Source organism: Arcobacter siniprincipis (SeqCode) (assembly GCF_048571125.1).
Classification (GTDB): domain Bacteria; phylum Campylobacterota; class Campylobacteria; order Campylobacterales; family Arcobacteraceae; genus Arcobacter; species Arcobacter siniprincipis.
In genome coordinates this window covers 1,158,802-1,178,412 of record NZ_CP182343.1, presented here as the reverse complement: position 1 = coordinate 1,178,412, position 19,611 = coordinate 1,158,802, and the positions used below count along the sequence as shown (strand labels likewise).

General features: G+C 27.7%; 24 protein-coding genes. 10 read left to right on the top strand and 14 right to left on the bottom strand.

Translation table 11 applies throughout. From position 1 onward, the window contains the following. Window positions 1-3 precede the first annotated feature (3 nt). Window positions 4-276, top strand: coding sequence for a hypothetical protein (locus ACNI3D_RS06110; RefSeq protein WP_419768625.1), 273 nt, complete (start codon window positions 4-6; stop codon window positions 274-276). A 10-nt stretch (window positions 277-286) separates the two neighbouring features. Here the strand turns inward: ACNI3D_RS06110 and ACNI3D_RS06105 are convergent, their stop codons facing one another. Then, window positions 287-1,003 (bottom strand): sulfite exporter TauE/SafE family protein, encoded by a 717-nt coding sequence (locus ACNI3D_RS06105; RefSeq protein ID WP_129101195.1) that lies wholly within the window; start codon window positions 1,001-1,003, stop codon window positions 287-289. Window positions 1,004-1,137: 134 nt separating this feature from the next. Here ACNI3D_RS06105 and ACNI3D_RS06100 point away from each other — a divergent pair, with 134 nt between their 5' ends. Beyond that, window positions 1,138-1,803: a redoxin domain-containing protein gene (locus tag ACNI3D_RS06100; RefSeq protein ID WP_129101194.1), complete on the top strand. Its 666-nt coding sequence runs from the start codon at window positions 1,138-1,140 to the stop codon at window positions 1,801-1,803. Between the two features lie 84 nt (window positions 1,804-1,887). Further along, a complete protein-coding gene (locus tag ACNI3D_RS06095) occupies window positions 1,888-2,673 on the top strand; it encodes an exodeoxyribonuclease III (RefSeq protein ID WP_419768624.1) in 786 nt (261 codons plus the stop codon). Between the two features lie 59 nt (window positions 2,674-2,732). Here ACNI3D_RS06095 and ACNI3D_RS06090 read toward each other — a convergent pair whose 3' ends face one another. From ACNI3D_RS06090 to ACNI3D_RS06075, 4 genes are all read right to left on the bottom strand, one after another. Next, window positions 2,733-3,029: a hypothetical protein gene (locus ACNI3D_RS06090; protein WP_419768623.1), complete on the bottom strand. Its 297-nt coding sequence runs from the start codon at window positions 3,027-3,029 to the stop codon at window positions 2,733-2,735. 2 nt (window positions 3,030-3,031) lie between these two features. Further along, entirely contained in the window at window positions 3,032-5,434 is a 2,403-nt protein-coding gene (locus ACNI3D_RS06085) for a hypothetical protein (protein ID WP_419768622.1), read from the bottom strand. Between the two features lie 830 nt (window positions 5,435-6,264). Then, window positions 6,265-6,540: a hypothetical protein gene (locus ACNI3D_RS06080; protein ID WP_419768621.1), complete on the bottom strand. Its 276-nt coding sequence runs from the start codon at window positions 6,538-6,540 to the stop codon at window positions 6,265-6,267. A gap of 52 nt (window positions 6,541-6,592) precedes the next feature. Continuing rightward, window positions 6,593-6,874 (bottom strand): ORF6N domain-containing protein, encoded by a 282-nt coding sequence (locus ACNI3D_RS06075; protein ID WP_419768620.1) that lies wholly within the window; start codon window positions 6,872-6,874, stop codon window positions 6,593-6,595. 160 nt (window positions 6,875-7,034) lie between these two features. Between ACNI3D_RS06075 and ACNI3D_RS06070 the strand changes: the two genes are divergently transcribed. Further along, window positions 7,035-7,238 carry a hypothetical protein gene (locus ACNI3D_RS06070; protein WP_419768619.1) on the top strand — a complete coding sequence of 68 codons (204 nt, stop codon included), beginning with the start codon at window positions 7,035-7,037 and terminating at the stop codon, window positions 7,236-7,238. Between the two features lie 7 nt (window positions 7,239-7,245). On the opposite strand, the gene ACNI3D_RS06065 is transcribed toward ACNI3D_RS06070, so the two are convergent. Both ACNI3D_RS06065 and ACNI3D_RS06060 read right to left on the bottom strand, forming a co-directional pair. Beyond that, window positions 7,246-8,130: a radical SAM protein gene (locus ACNI3D_RS06065; protein WP_419768618.1), complete on the bottom strand. Its 885-nt coding sequence runs from the start codon at window positions 8,128-8,130 to the stop codon at window positions 7,246-7,248. Next, a complete protein-coding gene (locus tag ACNI3D_RS06060; protein WP_129101187.1) occupies window positions 8,117-8,560 on the bottom strand; it encodes a phosphate-starvation-inducible PsiE family protein in 444 nt (147 codons plus the stop codon). Before ACNI3D_RS06060 ends, ACNI3D_RS06065 begins: the two co-directional genes overlap by 14 nt. A gap of 101 nt (window positions 8,561-8,661) precedes the next feature. Between ACNI3D_RS06060 and ACNI3D_RS06055 the strand changes: the two genes are divergently transcribed. After that, window positions 8,662-9,285 (top strand): DsbA family protein, encoded by a 624-nt coding sequence (locus ACNI3D_RS06055; RefSeq protein ID WP_419768617.1) that lies wholly within the window; start codon window positions 8,662-8,664, stop codon window positions 9,283-9,285. A 9-nt stretch (window positions 9,286-9,294) separates the two neighbouring features. Here ACNI3D_RS06055 and ACNI3D_RS06050 read toward each other — a convergent pair whose 3' ends face one another. Both ACNI3D_RS06050 and ACNI3D_RS06045 read right to left on the bottom strand, forming a co-directional pair. Next, on the bottom strand, window positions 9,295-10,164 hold the full coding sequence (locus ACNI3D_RS06050) for an ADP-ribosylglycohydrolase family protein (RefSeq protein ID WP_419768616.1): 870 nt from the start codon (window positions 10,162-10,164) through the stop codon (window positions 9,295-9,297). Window positions 10,165-10,175: 11 nt separating this feature from the next. Beyond that, window positions 10,176-10,442, bottom strand: coding sequence for a DnaJ domain-containing protein (locus tag ACNI3D_RS06045; protein ID WP_129101184.1), 267 nt, complete (start codon window positions 10,440-10,442; stop codon window positions 10,176-10,178). 463 nt (window positions 10,443-10,905) lie between these two features. Here ACNI3D_RS06045 and ACNI3D_RS06040 point away from each other — a divergent pair, with 463 nt between their 5' ends. Then, window positions 10,906-11,376 (top strand): DnaJ domain-containing protein, encoded by a 471-nt coding sequence (locus ACNI3D_RS06040; protein WP_419768615.1) that lies wholly within the window; start codon window positions 10,906-10,908, stop codon window positions 11,374-11,376. A gap of 13 nt (window positions 11,377-11,389) precedes the next feature. Here ACNI3D_RS06040 and ACNI3D_RS06035 read toward each other — a convergent pair whose 3' ends face one another. Further along, a complete protein-coding gene (locus ACNI3D_RS06035; protein WP_164969774.1) occupies window positions 11,390-11,668 on the bottom strand; it encodes an antibiotic biosynthesis monooxygenase family protein in 279 nt (92 codons plus the stop codon). 50 nt (window positions 11,669-11,718) lie between these two features. After that, window positions 11,719-12,111, bottom strand: a complete 393-nt coding sequence (locus ACNI3D_RS06030; protein WP_419768614.1) for a tautomerase — start codon at window positions 12,109-12,111, stop codon at window positions 11,719-11,721. A gap of 121 nt (window positions 12,112-12,232) precedes the next feature. Between ACNI3D_RS06030 and uvrC the strand changes: the two genes are divergently transcribed. The 3 genes from uvrC to ACNI3D_RS06015 are packed head-to-tail and all read left to right on the top strand — an operon-like array spanning window position 12,233 to window position 15,753. After that, a complete protein-coding gene (gene uvrC, locus ACNI3D_RS06025; protein WP_419768613.1) occupies window positions 12,233-14,065 on the top strand; it encodes an excinuclease ABC subunit UvrC in 1,833 nt (610 codons plus the stop codon). 18 nt (window positions 14,066-14,083) lie between these two features. Beyond that, window positions 14,084-15,106: an alanine racemase gene (locus ACNI3D_RS06020; RefSeq protein WP_419768612.1), complete on the top strand. Its 1,023-nt coding sequence runs from the start codon at window positions 14,084-14,086 to the stop codon at window positions 15,104-15,106. Next, complete coding sequence (locus tag ACNI3D_RS06015; RefSeq protein ID WP_419768611.1) at window positions 15,103-15,753, top strand: tetratricopeptide repeat protein; 651 nt, start codon at window positions 15,103-15,105, stop codon at window positions 15,751-15,753. Before ACNI3D_RS06020 ends, ACNI3D_RS06015 begins: the two co-directional genes overlap by 4 nt. Here ACNI3D_RS06015 and ACNI3D_RS06010 read toward each other — a convergent pair. Together ACNI3D_RS06010 and ACNI3D_RS06005 are read right to left on the bottom strand one after the other, a co-directional pair. After that, the gene (locus ACNI3D_RS06010; protein WP_419768610.1) at window positions 15,750-16,505 is read right to left on the bottom strand and encodes a competence/damage-inducible protein A; all 756 of its coding nucleotides are present in this window, start codon (window positions 16,503-16,505) and stop codon (window positions 15,750-15,752) included. The genes ACNI3D_RS06015 and ACNI3D_RS06010 overlap by 4 nt on opposite strands. Continuing rightward, window positions 16,505-17,074, bottom strand: a complete 570-nt coding sequence (locus ACNI3D_RS06005) for an adenylate kinase (RefSeq protein ID WP_129101176.1) — start codon at window positions 17,072-17,074, stop codon at window positions 16,505-16,507. Before ACNI3D_RS06005 ends, ACNI3D_RS06010 begins: the two co-directional genes overlap by 1 nt. Before the next feature lie 113 nt (window positions 17,075-17,187). On the opposite strand from ACNI3D_RS06005, the gene ACNI3D_RS06000 reads away from it, so the two are divergent. Next, window positions 17,188-17,826: an adenylate kinase gene (locus ACNI3D_RS06000; RefSeq protein WP_129101175.1), complete on the top strand. Its 639-nt coding sequence runs from the start codon at window positions 17,188-17,190 to the stop codon at window positions 17,824-17,826. A gap of 53 nt (window positions 17,827-17,879) precedes the next feature. Here ACNI3D_RS06000 and ACNI3D_RS05995 read toward each other — a convergent pair whose 3' ends face one another. Continuing rightward, window positions 17,880-19,610, bottom strand: a complete 1,731-nt coding sequence (locus ACNI3D_RS05995) for a YgiQ family radical SAM protein (RefSeq protein WP_419768609.1) — start codon at window positions 19,608-19,610, stop codon at window positions 17,880-17,882. Between the last annotated feature and the right edge of the window lies 1 nt (window position 19,611).

The following is a 19,611-nucleotide window of genomic DNA, read 5'->3' as shown; positions in this document are numbered from 1 at the left end:
TCTATGAAAATCATTTTAATACTTACAACATTTTTTTTTACTAGCTTATTTGCTAATTATTCTTATTCAGATTCAAACTCACAAAAAATAGATATGCATGGTGGGAATAGTGATTCATTAAGCGGCAATAATAACTCTTTTTCAAATATGAACTCAAACAATCTAAGCAACTTAGGTACAAAAGAAGAAAAAAAGAAGTTCAAAGCAAGTAAAGAAACACCTATAGAAAAAGATGAAGAGAAAAACTTAAAAGAATTGGAAGATTTAGGTTTATAAGTGCACTTATTTAAATAAATGCACTTACTATTACTTTTACAGCTAAAAGTGATAATAAAACTTTTAGTATCATAATAAATTTTTTACCATCAATTACATTTCGAAGTTTTGTCCCTGTCCAACTTCCAATAATAGCACCTATAATCATGGCAAATAAGATTCCAATATAATCAAAAAATACAAATCCAAAAATCATAAAAGCAAATACTTTTAAAATATGAGTAATACTCATCAAGGCAGCAGCTGTTGATACTACAATATCTTTATCTTCATAGTCTTTTAGTAAAAGAGTCATAGTAAGAGGTCCTGTTGCACCTACAACTATTGAAAGCCCTGTTTGGAAAAATCCAAGCAAATAATAATTTTCATATTTTCTTAGCTTTTCATTGAATTTTTTACTCCAAAGAGAAAGTAAAATATAAGTTCCTATAAATAAAGGCACATATTCTAAAGAAATAATATATAAAATTGAAGCGAAAAAGCTTATTCCAACAATTGAACCAATTAAAAACTTTGGTATCACTTCAAATTTTACATCTTTGTATCCAAAGGCTGCTCTACTTAGATTACTTGTCATTTGGCTTATACCATGTACTGGGATTAAAGCATTTAAAGGCAGAAAAGAAGGTAAAACTGCTATTAAAATCATGCCTCCGCCAAGTCCAACAACACCTGCGATTGTTGATGTAAAAAAGGTTATTAACCCTAAAATTATTTCTTGACTCAAAAGAATTCCTTAAAATGTTGTAAATTTGTACTATAATAAAATAAAGTTAAAGTTTCCTTTCTTTATAATGCTGACAAAATATTTTATAATTTGTTGTGAAAAAATGAGATATTCTTTTCACATAAGGAGCTTATATGCCTACGCTAGAAAAAGATATAGAAGATTATTTAGTAGAATTTCAAGGAAGAGTCCCAAAAGAGACTCAAGATACTCTATATAATGCTATTAAACAATTAGAAGAATCAGACAGTTTTACCAAAGCTTTAAAAGTAGGAAATAAAATTCCCGAGTTCTCTATTTCCAACCAAGATAGAAAAGTTATCAACATAAAAGATATTGTTGAGAAAAATAAATACACTGTTTTGTGTTTTTTTGAAGGCTCTTGGTCTCCATATGCTATTTTAGAATTGCTTGCCTTGCAAAAAATTGTTTCGCAATTAAAAATCTTTAATGCGTCCTTAATCACGCTTTGTCCTCAAACACAAGATAAATCTTCATACTTAAAAGAAAAACACTCTTTTACATTTGATATTCTTTATGACAAAAATAATACTATAGCAAAAGAGTTTGGTATAAATTATACTTTGAGTAATGAAGTAATCGCTGTATATGAAAAACAAAAAATAGATATATTAGAAGCAAATAGAAATGGTACTTATGATTTACCACTTCCTGGAACTTACATTGTAAATAAAAACTATGAAATAATATATGCTTTTGTTGATGCTAACCATAGAAAAAGATGTGAACCTAAAACTATAACTGACACAATCAAAAAAGATATTATAAACAAACGATAAATAATTTTATGAACTTGACAAAAGCAAATGCTTTTGTTAATGTTTAAAAATATATCTACTATCAAATAGAAAACAAGGTTTTAAATGAGTAAATACAAATTTGTATCATGGAATGTAAATGGTATACGAGCAGTTGATAAAAAAGAAGCACTTAAATGGGTAGATGAACATGAAATTCATCTTTTAGGTGTACAAGAAACAAAATCAATGAAAACACAAATTCCCCAAACTATCTTTGAAAAAAACTTCAAAAATGTAACAGCAAGTGAATCAGCGATAAAAGGTCGTTCAGGAACAGCCCTATTTACAGATATAGATATAACTTTTGAATGTACTTGCCCTACTGTTGATGTATTAGATGAAGGAAGAATCAACGAGGTTCACTTTACTTTAGGAGATAAAGATATTGCATTTTTTAATGTATACTTTCCAAATGGTCAGAGTAAAGAAGAGCGACTTGTATATAAAATGGAGTTTTACGATAGATTTCTAAATCATTGTGAGTCTTTAAAAAAACAAGGTAAATCAATAATAGTATGTGGAGATGTAAACACAGCCCACAAAGCTATAGACTTAGCAAGACCAAAAGCAAATGAAGGTACATCAGGGTTCTTACCAATGGAAAGAGAATGGATAGATAAGTTCTTATCTCATGGGTACATAGACACATTAAGACATGTTATTGGTGATGAACCAGATAATTATAGCTGGTGGTCTTACAGAGCAAATGCAAGAGCCAATAATGTTGGCTGGAGGATTGATTACTTTTATGTAAGTGAAGACTTAAAAGAGCATATTTCAAATGCTTATATTATGAGTGATATTATGGGAAGTGACCATTGTCCTATTGCTTTGGAGATGGAGATATAGTTTTTAACAGTTATTTTCAGACAGCTTTACTGTTCGTGTACTACTACTTGTTGTCTGATTTAATTATCTTCAACTGCTTCATCTTCTTCACTTTCAATTAAGTTTGTATTATAAATTTCAATAATCTCTTTAATTGTGCTAATAATAAGAAGTAGTTTTTCATCATGAATTTCATCCTCAAAAGGTAAATTAATCTTTTTGTCTTCATCAATTTTTTCAGTTAAAACAGTTACTAAATATGTAAAATCAATATCACTTGAATAATCAATTTCTATACTGTTTTCAATTAACTCAGATATGGTTATTTTATGAGCCTCTTCATCAATAGTTAAACTACAGTTTATTTCTTCATTCATGCCTATCCTTTTTCATTTAAAATTCTTTTTATATTGTATTTTCTAGAACGATTATCAAATATATATTCTCCACCATCAAGTATGCTACAAATTTCTTTTTGTGCATCCTTGTCTTCAAGTACTATTTGTTTGTAAGAGATTATATTTTCATTGTTTTCAGCAATTATAATACACTCAGCATCACCATATACTGCAACAGCAGGATTATGAGTTACTAAAAATATTTGTTTTTTAAACTTTATTTCTCTTAATATATTAACTAATGTATCTGCAATGAACCTATTACCTAAATTATCCTCAGGTTGGTCGATAAAAATAAACCTATTGTTATCATTTTTTAAAATTATTTCTAAATATTTTTCTGAGTTATATCCAGGGCTTTTATCCTTAGATATATTTCCATCTTCATATTCTAAATAATCTTTAGGACTATCCATCATATTTTTTATAAGTTCAAGTTGCTTAATAAATTTTTGTTTTAATTTTTCTGAACTATTTGAACCTAAGTTTTTAATGCTATTTTTTTCTAATAGTAAGTCAACAAGGTTTAAATAGATACTCTTGTCAAGGTTAGAGTTATTAATTCCATCTAATAGATATTTTTTAACTTCTTCATTGTTTTCAACTTCTAAAACTAACAAAACGCCGTCATTAATATTTATTTTTTTTGTCATTCCATAATCAAAGTTTTCTAATATTTTACTTTTTTGTTTTAAATCATTCATTTTAACAAATCGTTCTTTTATCTCAGTTTTTAGTTGTTTTAAATTATTATTCGCATGACTTTTTTCTTGTGCTCCTGATGATAATTCATCATTTTTAGTAGTGATTTTTGTATTAACTAATTTAATAAATTTAGACTTCTTTATATTGTTTTTATCTTTATTACTAATTAGTAAAGACTTTTCTTCGAGTAGCTTAGAAAAAGTATCAATAACATTTGTTTCATCATCTGTTATATCTAAAATTTCACTTTCTTTAAATATAGTTATATTTTTATTTATATTCTCAATTAGTTCTTTACTTTCTTGAATTAATGTTGATTTATCAAATTTACGTTCTAGTTTTTCTTTATCAAATAAAATCACATACTCTTCACTAAAAATATTATCAATAGTGTGTCTGTGTAGCTCATATTTTTTTTCTTTTCCAATAGCATAAGTATGTTCGTATGAAGATATTAAATTATCAAGGATACTAAACATTTCATTTTTATGTTCAGTAAAAGATGTTTTATTCGCTATATAATCTTCTTCTTTACCTGATTTAATAGCCAGTTCTTCTAGCTTTTTTTCTTCGAAATAGTGGACAATATCACCTTGATTAATATATATTAAATTTTCTGTGATACTTGCACTTGTTTTATAATCAGAGTCATTTTTAGCTTTTATAAGAATATTTGTATTATTGATTTTATATTTATTTTCTGTACTAACTTTATCAATTTTTGTACCTAATAAGTTCATTAATAAACTTTTACCACTTGATCTGCCACCAATTATTACATTTAGATGTGGGCTGAATGTAATTTCATTATTTTGTAACTTTGGCTCATTATTGATTTTTAATTTTTCTATAGTATTATTTAAGTGAAAAATTTCATTATATTGATTCGTAGATTTTATTCTTGATTTAGGGTCAATAAAGGCTAATCTTAGAGTTTCATAGCTCTTGCTTCCCTTAATGTAATAAAATTCGTGTATCTTAGAGTCTGCACCACCTTTGTGAGTTGCAGGGTATTGATTTATATTATGATTATCTGAAAATTCTATATATGCAATATCATCCTGTGCTTGAAAAGCTTCATGAAGTACTCTATTAAAACCTTCATTGTATCTTTGTCTATTTTTTTCTGGAACTTTTTCAAATGCACTTTGCATAAGTAATACCATTTTTTGTGCATCTTCAACATTTTCTCTGTACCCAGAAATGATACTTTTAGTATTTCCAGCATGAGGAATAAAGAAGAAATCATCTTCTGGAAATAAATCTACAATTTCGTCTATTGTTAGTTTTCTTTCTTTATCACCTAAACCTTTGAAAGTATATTTTTCTTCAAGTTTTTCACTCAACTCTTTTGCTTTTTCAATTGTGTTATAGTTGAATATTAATAATGAATGATATGTTTTTGGTCCATTATTTGTGCTGACTTCAATATCTAATTCAACACCAACAAGCAGTAGTGGGTCTTCATCAGAAGTGTAATCTTCATAATATTTTTCATATGCAGGTATATTTATTATGTTATGGTCAGTTAAAGAAAATATTTTTACATCGTTTGTTGTTAATTTTTCATATAAGGTTTCAACAGAAAAATCACCTTGATAATCATCTTCTTTAGTTTTTTTACTTAAGTCAGTATGTAGATGCAAATCAATTTTAAGCCAATCAGAATATTTTTTCATACTTTTCTTTTCCTATTTACTAGAATGTAACTTTGTCAGACAACTATTTATTAATAATACATTTTATATAAAATAGCCTTAAATTAGTGATATTTATTACATAAATAATATTGGTTTATTGTAGAAAAGAAGAGCTTTTATTTAGGCTTTTCTTTTAATTATTGGTTTTAATTTGTCTGTATTGATATACTTTCAAAGTATTTTTCTAAAATTTTATGTATGGTTTACCCATGTATTTACCCAATAAAACTAAACTTTGTTATGTTTATTCTCTTGAAGAGGTAAACCTCTCCGCTTCTCTTACTTTTACCTTTCAGGATTTAGTCACTTCGTTCCCGCATGTATTGACGAAAAGTAAGCAAAAGCAACTACGGCTTCGGAGGCAAAGCTTCCCTCATTTATTATTTATCTTTTCTGACTTGTAAAACTCACATAAAAATATGCTCTTTAGCATATTTGTTCTGTTCAAACAGTTACAAGTCTTTTCCGAAAAGAAAAATAAACATTCGGCTCCTGTAGATGTAGCAATATCGTTTGGTGTCTATATATTACTTTATAAATTTTAAGTTAGAACTATCGTCTTTTCTTTCTGCCTTTGATGAAGCTGGAAGTTAGATATTTATTTTCGGTAAAGCCCGAAACTGTTTGAGCGTTAAAAAATGACCTAAATGGTCATTTTAGCGAGTTTTGCAGGGCAGGAAATAAATATATAACTGGAAGGTAGCTTAGCCTTCATCAATTCGGCAGTCTTTTTTGCTTACTTTTTCGAGGTCAAAAAGTAAGAGAAGCGAAGACTGCTAAGTCTTCAAGAGAGAATATTAAAATAAAACCTATCTTCTAACAAACCCAATCTTATTTGTTCCCTCTTTCGCCTCTTCTTGAATATCTTGCATATTTGAAACAACCTGTACAACCTTGCTTAAAAGTTCTCTTGTCTCTTTATCACTAGTTTCTAAACTCTCTAATCTTTTTATAATATCAAAATACGGTACAGCTTGATTTTTTAACCTAACAAATGTTCTCATGATAGATAGACTTACATCCGTAGCAACTTTACTTTTTAATACAGTAGCTTTCAGCCTATGATGATACCTTTGGTATATCATCTACGGTTTCATCTCTAATAAAGTGAAGCAGTTCACTTTATCTTAACGAGTTTCACATATAAACACCATGTTCAGTAAAAGCTTTTACTTTTGATGGATTAAATTTCAAACTTTGAAGCTTATCACATTTTGTGATAAGCTCATTTTTTTCTTCTTCCGTAAGTTCAAACATAAAACCATAAGGGAATTTTTCTAAATTTCTTTTAACTGCCTGATTTAACGCTCTTGTTTCAACTTGGTACAAATCTGCCAAATCTCTATCTATCATAACTTGGATACCTCTAATAATAAATATTTTATCATCAACTATTATATTTGAAAGTTCTTTTTCCATAAATATACTCCTATGATTTATAAGAGCATTTTAATATATTATATTTATTGGACTAAAAAATATTACAAATTGATATTATTTTGATATTTTACTAAAATTTTATTGACATTATTAATATAAAACAGTACTATTCTCTATATTTTATATAAGGAGTCATAATATGGCAAAGAAAAAAGAAGAAGAGAAAAAATTAAAAGCTAAAAAAGCTACTAAGAAAAAAGCAACTAAAAAAGAGAAAAAGAAAGTTATCAAAAAGAAAAAACTAGATAAAAAAAAGAAAGCAAAAAAAGCTGTAAAAGCTAAGAAAAAAGACTCAAAAAAGAAGTCTAAGAAAAAAGATTCAAAGAAAAAATCTAAAAAATAACAAGGTTTTAAAAACCTCGTAAAAACTTTGGACGAAGCATAGATTCATCTTCTATAGCTTTGTCTAAAGTCTCTAATAATTCATCCTTATCTTTGGGAAGTGTACCTTTTAGTGCTAAAGCATTTGAGGCGTGATTTGATCTAAAAATTATCGGACTTTTTAGAGTAAGTAGACTTATAAATCTTTTTTGTTCCTCTAAAATATCTTTATCACTACAAAAAACAAATTCTTGGTTTTTATTTTCAAATCTTTTAAAAAAGTCATCTTCTTTTGTACTACTTACTGCTAATTGCAAAGTAGATAGATAATTTATATGTTCACATTCACTTACTAATTTTGCAGTATCTTCTATGTGTTGTATAGATAATTTTTTCCCACCAAGTCCCAGTATTACTGTGGCAGATATTTTCATATTTGCATAATAGGCTTTATTTATACCCTCTACCATTTTACTTGGTTTCATAGGTTTATTTATATATTTTAGTAATTCATGGTTTCCACTTTCAATTCCATAATAAACTAAACTCAAGCCATTTTCTCTTAATAAATTTAATTCTTCTTGACTCTTTTCTAAGAGGTTATATGGACTTGCATATGAAGCTACTCTTTGCAGTTTTGGAAAAGATTTTTTAAGATACTGTAAAATTTGCACTAAAAAGTTTGTATCACAAGATAAGGCATCGCCATCAGCTAAAAACACTCTTCTTACATCTTTATATATAGAAAACTCATCGATTTCTTTTATGATTTTTTCTATACTTTTGATTTCAAATTTTTTTGTTTCATACATCGAGCAAAAGCTACATTTATTGTAACTACAGCCCAATGTAATTTGTAAGATTAAAGAGTTAGCTTCAGCTGGTGGTCTATATAATGGCTCATGATAATTCATTGTTTTTTATATAATCTTTTTCTTTCTTTTTATCTAACATATAAGTTTCAGAAGTTTTTACAGATAAATATCTCACAATCAATAAAAATAAAATTACTCCTGCTATTATAAAAATGTTCCAGTTTAAAACACTTGTCAAAAGGTCATCAAGTGAGTTTAATTTTTCATTATTGATTTTTACAACATTTACAATTAATTCTCTTAAAGTAAGTATGATAAAGGCATCAACAATTATTGAAAGAACAACAGTTTTTTCTCTAATATAATTTATTACTGTTCTTGTTATTTCTAAGTATATTACAAAATATAACATATAAATAATAAAATCCATTAACATATGATAATACAATGCTACAAGAAATAATCCCCCAGCAAGTACAATCTCTGTATAATGTTTATCTTTATTTAATGCATCTACAAGATCTTTCATACTAATAACTCCTATTTAAAATAGTATTATATTAATTTTTTATATTATTTCACTTAATTTCTAATTTTTTAACTTTAAGATATAAAGGGTAAAATAAATTTATGAAAAATAAATTATACTATATCCACGATCCCATGTGTTCTTGGTGTTATGCTTTTAAAAAAGACCTTGATAATTTAAAAAAGAAGTTGCCAAAGAATATTGAGATAATAAATATATTAGGTGGTCTAGCAAAAGATACTGATGAAATAATGCCAAAAGAAATGCAAGAAAAGATTCAGACAGTCTGGTATGATATTGAAAAATTCACAGGGGCAAAGTTTAACCATGATTTTTGGAGACTTTGTAAACCAAGAAGATCAACCTATCCCGCTTGTAAAGCTGTACTTTGTGCAAAAGAACAAAATATGGAAGACGAAATGATAAATGCAATCCAAAAAGCATATTATCTTGAAGCAAAAAATCCAAGTGATGAAGAGACTTTAATCTCTCTTGCCCAAGATTTAAAATTAGATGTAGAAAACTTTTCAAATGATTTAAAAAGTCAAAAAATAGAACAATTATTTCAAAAAAATTTAGAAAAAAGAAGAGAACTAAAAGTTTTCAATTTCCCATCTTTAATTTTGCAGTATAAAAAAGAGTTATACCCTATAAATATCGAATATAACAATGTAAATAATATTTTGAAACATATAGAAAATTTGAGTTCAAATATTTATTTCTAAATAGATATTTTAAGAAATATCTATTTGCACTTTTATTTTAGTAAGATTTTTTGGTATTACTTTTAATCCATATCTAGCTATAAAAAACATCGATACAATCATAGCACGAGCTGAGTTATCCCCACCTGCTTGAGCATTTTTTATTAAAGCTTCTTTAAAGTTTGTATATTTACCTAAAAGATGAATAACTCCACTAAATGCTTCATCTATACCACAAGCTGGACCAAATTTTCTTATTACTTCAAAGGTTTCATCATCAATAGATGAAAATCCATCTTTAACATATTTTTGAATAGTAGTTGAGAATTCATCTTTTCTTTCTTTAATTGATTCCATCATCTCAATATCATCCAATACATCAAGTAAAACTTTTGCAAAAAACTTAGCACCCTCTACAACTATTACAGAATCATGGGTTGATTTAACAAACTTTTCAACATTATCAAGAAATTGTTTTTTTGTTTTACTAATAAGTAATAAAGGTGCGATTCTTCCTATTACTGAGATATCAGTAGACTCTGAACCACAAGGAATAGTTTTATTTGCATTAATATTTTCTAGGGTAACTCTCGTTGCTCCATCAATGTATCCATCATACTTTTCGATTTTTTCTTTCCAAAAATGTACATATTTTTCTAAATCAAAATCTTCATTTTCACATACAAATTCATATAAAAAGTAAAGTTGATCTCCATAATGTGTGAATTCCCCTGCTTTTTTGCCTTTATGCCAAATTGAACAAGCATTATTTAAATCTTCCCAATTTATTTGTAAGATTTTTAGTTCTTTTTCATCATATACCCAATGAGAAGCCAAACAGTAAGAATCAGCAATTAAAGCCCCTAAAACAAGTTCTTTCGCTTTTCTTTTATCAAACATTATAGTTTCCTTTACCTATTCCAATTTTTATAATTTGTAAACGAGGGATATTGACTTAAAAATTCATCTTTTTCAAAAGAAAATTTATAATTCTCAATATAAGCTTTTAAAAGATTATAAGCTTCATTTACCTCTTTAAACTTTTCTTCACTTCCATCTTCGGCATCAGGGTGATACTTTTTAGATAATCGCAAATAGTTCTTTCTCAAACCTTTATAATCAAGCTTTGTTATAATGCCCAAGGCATCAACAGCTTTTTGAAACTCATCATAGTCCATTATATTATCCTAATATTGATAATAATACCAAAATTTTTTAAATACTTATGTAATTTATATTACAATTATATAATTTAATTGCTAATTAAGGATTCATCTATCTTATAAAATAATAATTATAAAGAAGCATTAACTACTATGTATAGAAGATCTAAAAATTTGCTTAACTGCTGTGTTTTTATAGATAATCAACAACTAATATATTAAAATAGACTATTATAAAAAAAGATATAAATTAAAAATAATATTTTAATTTATTTGATTTATATATTTTTACACAATATTAATGATTACATTTGTACTAATTCTAAGTGATAAAAGAACTCACACATATTGGCTATTCTCAAAACTATCATTTGGTGAATAAATTAACTACTTGAAAGAAAATTACATCTTATTAATAAGAGAAACAAACAAAAATGGATATACTTTAAAATAAATTTTACAAGGATTACAATTTTTTATGGGGAATATAGACTATTTTTTTTCTAGACTAATAAGATTTTCGATACTATTTTTTATACTTTATCTTATATTTACAAATTTTGGTACTTTTCTAATTGCTATTGCTGTAGTTATATTATTAATTTATTTCTTCGTCTATAAAAAAATCAAAAATATAAAAGAGCAAGCTAGAACACAAGGTTTTGAGTTTCATTTTAATGGAAGAGATTTTAACAAAGGTGCAAATCAAGGTTTTAAATTCAATTATGAAGATTTTCAAAGTGGTAATTTTAAAGCACAACCTTCCATGAATGAAGTTCAAAAAGCAAAAGATTTTTTTGGGTTTACAAGTGAACCAACAAGAGAAGAGATAAAGAAAAAATATAAAGAATTAGCTAAGAAGTATCATCCAGATATTAATAATAATGGTGATGAATTAATGCAAGAGTTAAATCATCACAAAGATGTACTTCTAAATATTTATAAATAAATATTTTGCTAAATCAAAAAACTGGTAAATTGTGTTTTTTTAATACCAATTCATCGTATGTTTTTTGAAAAGATTTATAGGCTTCACTATCTTGTGAAGCTACATAATCTTCTTCACTTTTCCACTCTTCATAAACTAAGAACTCATCATCACAATCATCTGATTTATATACGCCAAAATAATCACAAGCTTCAAAATCTACCAATAAATTTTTCAAATTGTATAGCTTTATTTCTAATTCTTTCTCTTTATTTTTTCTTGATTGATAAATTGTTTGTTTTATAATACTCAATATTACTCCTAATTAAAAAAGAAATGTATCAAATATATGATTAATATAACTTAAGCCAGAGGGTCTTCTCCACTTGCCCAAGAAGATAAATACTTTTCTATCAAATGAAAATCTTCTCCATCATGTTGAGTAAAAGTTATGTATTGATTGTTATTTGGTATTTTAAATTCATCATTTACTATGCTCATATAAACTAAAGCTAACTCTCTTCTTTTTTCTATTAATCGCCCTTCTCTTATGTCTAAATTCATCAAACAGACTTCATCACCAATATCAACTCTTCCAATTGATAAGTCAAAAGGCTCATATTCCCTAATAGAAATAGCGATATGGCCTGTTTGCGTGTCCATTATCTTTGCAAAAGATTTTCTTATCTTTTCACAAAAACTTTTTTTTATATCATCGCTTACTTTTTTATTTATCTCAAATTGTAAATGTGGCATTATAAACTCCTTGTTAATTATTATTCTTGCTAAATAAGCTTTACATTTAACTTTACATTTTAACTTAAAATTTTAGTAAAATTACAACATTTAAAAAGGCTTTTTTCGCTAATATTCCAATATGGATTTAGAAAACAAACTTAAACAGCTTCCAAATGATGCAGGTGTATATCAATACTTTGATAAAGATGGACATTTACTTTATGTTGGAAAAGCAAAAGTTTTAAAAAATAGAGTAAAATCATACTTCAAATTTACTCCCGAACTTCGACCTGCTGATAAATTAGGTCCTAGAATTTATAAAATGATAACTCAAGTAGAATCATGTGAATGGATTGTAGTACCAAATGAACATGATGCCCTGATTTTAGAAAACTCCCTAATAAAACAATTAAAACCAAAATATAATATTCTTCTACGTGATGATAAAACTTACCCTTATATTTATGTTGATTTAAATGAGGATTTCCCAAGATTAGAAATTACAAGAAAAGTTTTAAAAGGTTCAAATATAAAATATTTTGGTCCCTACTCATCTGGTGCCAGAGATATATTAGACTCAATATATGAGACTTTTCCACTTGTACAAAAGAAATCATGTATAAAAGGAAAAGAGGCTTGCTTGTTTTTTCAAATCAAAAAATGCTTAGCCCCATGTGAAAATAGAGTTTCAAAAGAAGATTATACAAATATTTTAAATGATTCTATGGAGTATATTTACAACAAATCAAAACTAATCTCAAAACTTAAAGTAAAAATGCAAGAGTATTCAGATGATTTTCGTTTTGAAGAGGCTATGAAAATAAGAGATAGAATAAAAACTATAGAAAAATCAGAGATAAAAACAGGTATGGATTTAGCTACAAATGAAAACTTAGATATTTTTGCTATTAAAAATATCAACTCAAAAGCTGTGATTGTAAGAATGTTTATTAGAGATGGGAAATTGGCTTCTTCTTCACATGATTATCTTAAGTCAAATGTAGAAGAAACTGAAGAGTTTGATTACGAAGAAGCATATAAAAGAGCTATAATCAACTATTATTCAAATGAAATTCCTATCATTCCAAAAGAGATACTTATTGCTAAAGAACTTGAAGATATGGAAGATATAAAAGAGTTCTTAAAAAATAAACTTGTTAAAAAGATAAATATTATCAATCCAAAACTTGGAAAGAAAAAAGACATAATAGATGTTGCTTTAAACAACTGTGACGAATTGTTGAGAATAGATAGTACAAAAGGTACAAATACACTTTATGAAGAGATTAAAGAGTTATTTAATCTCTCTCAAATACCAAATAGAGTTGAAAGCTTTGACAACTCACATATGATGGGACAAGCGACTGTTGGTGCAATGGTTGTATGGGATAATGACAAATTTGTAAAAAGTGATTTTAGACACTACAACTTAGAAGCCCATGATGAATACTCTCAAATGAGAGAAATGCTAATACGAAGAGTTGAAAACTTTGAAAAAAATCCTGCACCAGATTTATGGGTAATTGATGGTGGATCTACTTTATTGAAACTTGCATATGATATTGTGCAATCAGTTGGTATAAAGTTAGATATCATTGCAATTGCAAAAGAAAAAATTGATTTTAAAGCCCATAGAGCAAAAGGTGCTGCAAAAGATATTGTTCATTATAAACAAGGTGAAGAAATTACTTCTATTAAATTATTAACTTCAGATAGAAGATTACACTTTGTACAAAGACAAAGGGATGAAGCTCATCGATTTGTTATCAATTTTCACAAAAAACAAAAAAGAGCAGAAGATAAACAAATCTCTTTATTAAACATAAAAGGTATTGGTGAAGCAAAGGTTAAAAAACTTCTTCTTTATTTTGGAACCTTTGAAAAGATAAAAGAAGCATCTATTGAAACTCTAAAAGAGGTTTTAAATGAAAAAGATAGTATTCTAATATCAAATCATTTTAATCAAAACTAAAATAACAAGGTTAAGTTATTGTCTAGAATTATTATAAACAAAAAAAATTATCTACATAACTTAGATATTATTTCTAAGCAAGCTGGTTCAAAAGAAAAAGTTGCAGTTGTATTAAAAGACAATGCATATGGACATGGAATTATAGAAATTTCAAAAATTGCAAAAGAATTTGGAATAAAAAAAGCTGTCGTAAAAAACCTTAAAGAAGCATTAAAGATTGAAGAATTTTTTGAAGATATTATAATTTTATCTGAGAATGTTTTTCACACTTATTCACATTCTTTTCACATAGTAATTAATCACCTTGAACAAATATATAAACTTCCTAAAAATACGAATGTTCACCTTAAAGTTGACACAGGGATGCATAGAAATGGCATATCTAAAAACCAGCTTAAAGAGGCTATTTATGGTATTTGTAGCCAAAACTTAAATTTAACTGGTATCATGACACACCATAGAGGAGCAGATGAACTAAACAGTGAATTCTTTTGGCAAAAGCGCAATTTTAGACTTGTGAAAGAAGAAGTGAAAAGAATATGTGAACAACTTTTTTTACCCTTGCCTTTGTTCCATTCTTGTAATTCAGCTGCCCTATTTAGAACAACTGATTTGGATGATGATTTTGCTAGAGTTGGTATAGCTTGTTATGGATATATTGGAAATCCACCTGCCTTTGATAAAATAGATTTGAAACCAGTTTTATCACTTTGGGCACAGAAAATTGCAACAAGAACCTTGAAAAAAAATCAATCTGTGGGATATGGAGGAACATACAAAACAGACAAAGATATAATAGTCTCAACTTATGATATTGGATATGGAGATGGATTTTTAAGAATAAATGAAAATCAAGCTTACAAAACTCCAAAAGGATTTAGAGTCTTAGGAAGAATATCAATGGATAACTTATCATTAGATTCACAAGATGAAGAAGTTTGTATGTTTGATGATGCTAAAGCTTTAGCAAAAATTCACAATACAATAACTTATGAAATAGTAACCACACTAAGTACAGAATTAAAAAGGGAAGTAATATGAAAAAATACCTATTATCACTTTTTTGTGTATTGAATTTAATGGCACAAGATAATCTTTCAATAAGTGAAGAATTAAAAAGTCTTGAACTAATAAATACATATGAAGAAAAAGCTTTAAAAGATGACCCTGATGCTTTTTTTGAATTAGGGAAAATATATTTTAAAGGGAAATATGTTTTTAAAGATTATAAAAAAGCTTTAGAATATTTTGGAGCAGCTTCTTACTTAGGAAGTATCAAAGGAACATATAATTTAGGACTTTTTTATTTAAGTAACCAAACAAATTTTTATGATCCTAAAAAAGCCTTTTCTTATTTTCTAGAACTTGCAAGAAAAGGTTATGCACCAGCACAAAATAAAGTAGGTATGTTTTTAACAACAGGAATAGTTATAGATAAAGATTATAAAGAAGCTGTTAAATGGTATGAAGCTTCATCAAAACAAGGATATATTCAAGCTCAATGTAACTTGGCATTTATGTATGCTTCAGGAAAAGGTGTCTGGCAAAATATGGGAAGAGCCCATGCTTTTGCAAAACCAGGATATGATAAAGGATATAATCTTTGTAAAAAAGTTTGGGAAGATTTTAATCTATCCAAGTACAAAGAAGATAAAGGCTTCAAATTTAAATTTTACAATCAACCTTAATCAAAGTCTTTTAATTCATACTCTATTTGTTTTTCATTTAAATATTTAGTAAACATAGAGAAATTTTCTTTTACTAGTTTTTCATCTTTTGATATTAAAGATAAAACAACTATTCTTTTGTTATCAATAATTTTAGGCAATGATGACAACTCAACTTCGCTTGAAACTTTTTTCATAATATCTATTAAGTTATTTTCTCCACAAAAAGCACTAAGCGTTAATCTAAACTTTTTAACTTTGTTTATTTTGTAATGACTATCAAGTGCTTCAATAACCATACTTTGACTCATAGAAGGAAAGCCAGGTGTAAAGAAAAATCTATTTTCTAAATAAAAGCCAGCTACATTATTTACAACATTTTTAAGAAGCTTTGCATTTATGGGTAAATTTGACATTTCAATTCTATGGGGATATGCTTCCTCCCTAAATTGTTTTATGATTAAGTTTTTTGCTTTTTCATGGTATTCCATTTGTCCATCTGTAAAAACTTCAGCAGCTATTTGTCTTGTATAATCATCAGGCGTAGCTCCAATACCGCCAAAACAAAACATAACAGAGTTTTTATCAGCCTTAATAAGTCTGAAAATATTTTTCATCAAGTTAATATCATCTTCAATCACAAAAGAGGCTTTGTGTATCCAACCTCTTTTAAGAAGTTGTTCATTTAAAAAAGAGAAATGAGCATCTTTTCGACGCCCATTTAATAGCTCAGTTCCAATAATAACTGAGTAAAAGTTAAATTCTTTTTTCATTAAATTTTTGATTGAATAAAATTATCGATTTCATCAACAATCTCATCAATAGTTCTTTCCCCATCAATTCTTTTTAAAAGATTCTTTCTTTTATAAAACTCTTGAATTTCATCTAATGGCTCAGTATAAATTTTCATTCTATTATTAAATACTTCAACATTGTCATCAGCTCCCCTTGCTCGTCCAAGAACTCTATCACATGCAACCTCTTGAGATACTACTACTTCTATAACATTTAACAATTCAACTTCAGCTTCATTTTTTAAATATTTGTCAAGTTCTGACATTTGTTCAAAACTTCTAGGATAACCATCTATAATTACCACATCTGTCGAAGCTTTTTTAATCGCCCCTAAAATTGTCTCAATAGCTATGTCAATTGGTACTATATTTCCAACACTAATATAAGTACCAATAATTTTCCCTCTTTCACTTCCACTTGCAACTTCTGCTCTAAACATATCTCCAGTTGAATAATGAGTGATATTATCATGTTTTGCAGCTATTAATTGAGCATCTGTAGTTTTGCCACTTCCAGGTGCTCCAATAATTAAAAATAGTTTTTTCATTTATGCCCTTAGTTGTATTTAAGTGGCATGATTATATCTAAATTGATTTAAATTTTTTATTTGTTATTAAATGCTTTTTCTATACAATACCTAAAAACTAAGGAAGATAAACTATGAATTTAATGCTATTTGGTGCACCAGGTGCTGGTAAAGGAACACAAGCAAAATTTTTAATTGAAAAGTATGGTATTCCTCAAATCTCTACAGGAGATATTTTAAGAGCAGCTATTGCTGATAATACAGATATGGGAATGGAAGCAAAAAAATTCATGGATGAAGGGAAGCTAGTTCCTGATTCAACAATTATTGGTATTATAAAAGATAGATTGGCTGAAGATGACTGTAAAAAAGGTTTTATCCTTGATGGTTTTCCAAGAACATTGGCTCAAGCAGAAGCTTTAGATAAATTAATGGCAGATATGGAAATATTACTTGATAAAGTAATCTCATTAAATGTTCCTGATGAACTAATTGTGGGAAGAATTACAGGAAGAAGAGTTTGTTCTAAATGTGGTGCTTCATTTCATGTAGAATTTAATCCTTCAAAAGAAGAAAATGTATGTGACTACTGTGGTGGAGAGCTTATCATTAGAAAAGATGACAATGCAGAGACTGTAAAAAGTAGATTAGAAGCTTATCATGCACAAACAGCACCACTTATTGATTTTTATACTGATATGGGTGTATTTGTTGAACTTGATGGTACAAAAGATGTATCAGATGTAACTAAAGATATGATTGCTGCACTTTAAATTACTTTATAAAAATAAAAAAGGGGCAAAACTTATAAGTTTTGCCCCTTTTTTTAGCTTTGGAAGCTAGTCCCTCCAGATTTCCTTCTTTGGTAATAACTTTTATCAATTACTATGTCTTTTTGTTTTTCTTTTCTTTTTGTATCTTTTTCAACATAGATTTTTTTTCTAGTTACTGGGTCTAATTCTGTATAATACATCACACTAGAATAAGTTCCGGGAGTAGGAGTAAATACTTGTGCTTGTTCTGGGTTCATTTTTAATTCGTGTTTTGTAAAATGTTTTAGTTCATGCATATCTTTTTCTTCACACCCTGGATGTGCTGCTATTAAATAATATGTTAAAAACTGTTGTTTACCAGCCTCTTTATTTAGTCTATCATACATCTTTTTGAACTCTATTAAAGGTTGTTTTCCTGGTTTCCCCATAAGTTTTAATACTCTATCAGAAGTATGTTCAGGTGCTACTTTCATTTGTCCTGATATATGATGATTAACTAACTCTTTTAGGTATTCATATCCATGTTTTTTATCAGCACTAATAAAATCATATCTAAGACCTGAAGCAACAAAAGCTTTTTTTATTCCAGGTACTTTTCTAATGTTTTGTAAAAGTTTCAAATGTCTTGAGTGATTCACTTTCATAACCTTACAAAGTCTATCAAAGTCTACACATCTAATATCATCACAAGTACCTTTTTTAAGCTTTTTACCACACTCATAGCCATACATATTAGCAGTTGGCCCTCCAACGTCTGAGATAATACCTTTAAAGTCCTTGTATGTAGTGAACTCTTTTGTTTCTTTTAAGATATTTGCTTCACTTCTTGTTCGTATTGTTCGTCCTTGATGAACTCCAATAGCACAAAAATTACACTCTCCCCAACATCCATGGTGTGTTTGAATAGAGAACTTAACTGTCTCTAAACATTTTACTTTTCCCTCTGGCTTATGATAAGGGTGTAAATCTCTTGTATATTTAAAATCAGCAATATAATCCATCTCTTTTTCATCTAAATAATCACAGGGAGGATTTTGAATCAAAAATCTGGTATCAACTTTTTGGCATAATCCATTTGCATTTATAGGGTCATTATTTTGATAAAAATGATCAAATAAATCTATATATTTATTTTTATCTTTTAAACAATCATCATGACTAGGTAGTTGTATATACTCTTCTTTTGGCTCATTTGAGATATAACAAACGCCCCTAACTTTTCTTGGGTCTTCACCCTTTGATAAGGCTTGAGTAAACTCTCTTATTGCAATTTCACCCATACCATAAATCATATAATCAGCTTTTGCATCAAAAAGAATGGGTTTTTTTAATTTATTTGTCCAATAATCATAATGAGTAACTCTTCTAAGACTTGCTTCTATTCCACCAAGTACAATAGGAACTGTATTTTTAAAATGCCGTCTAATTAGATTTGTATAAACTAATGTTGCTCTATCTGGCCTTTTATTATTCTTTCCACCAGGAGTATAATCATCACTATTTCTAAACTTCTTAGTTGCTGTATAGTTTGAAACCATCGAATCAATACTTCCACCACTAACACCCCAATAAAGCTTAGGCTCACCAAGTCTTGTAATATCACCATTTTCTAAATTTGGTTGTCCGATAATTCCTACTTTAAAACCTAAGTCTTCAAGTATTCTACCAACAACTGCCACACCAATAAACGGTGAATCAACATAAGCATCTCCTGAGATTAAAATAACATCAAGTTGTTCCCAACCAAGTTTTTCCATCTCTTCTTTTGTAGTGGGTAAAAACATT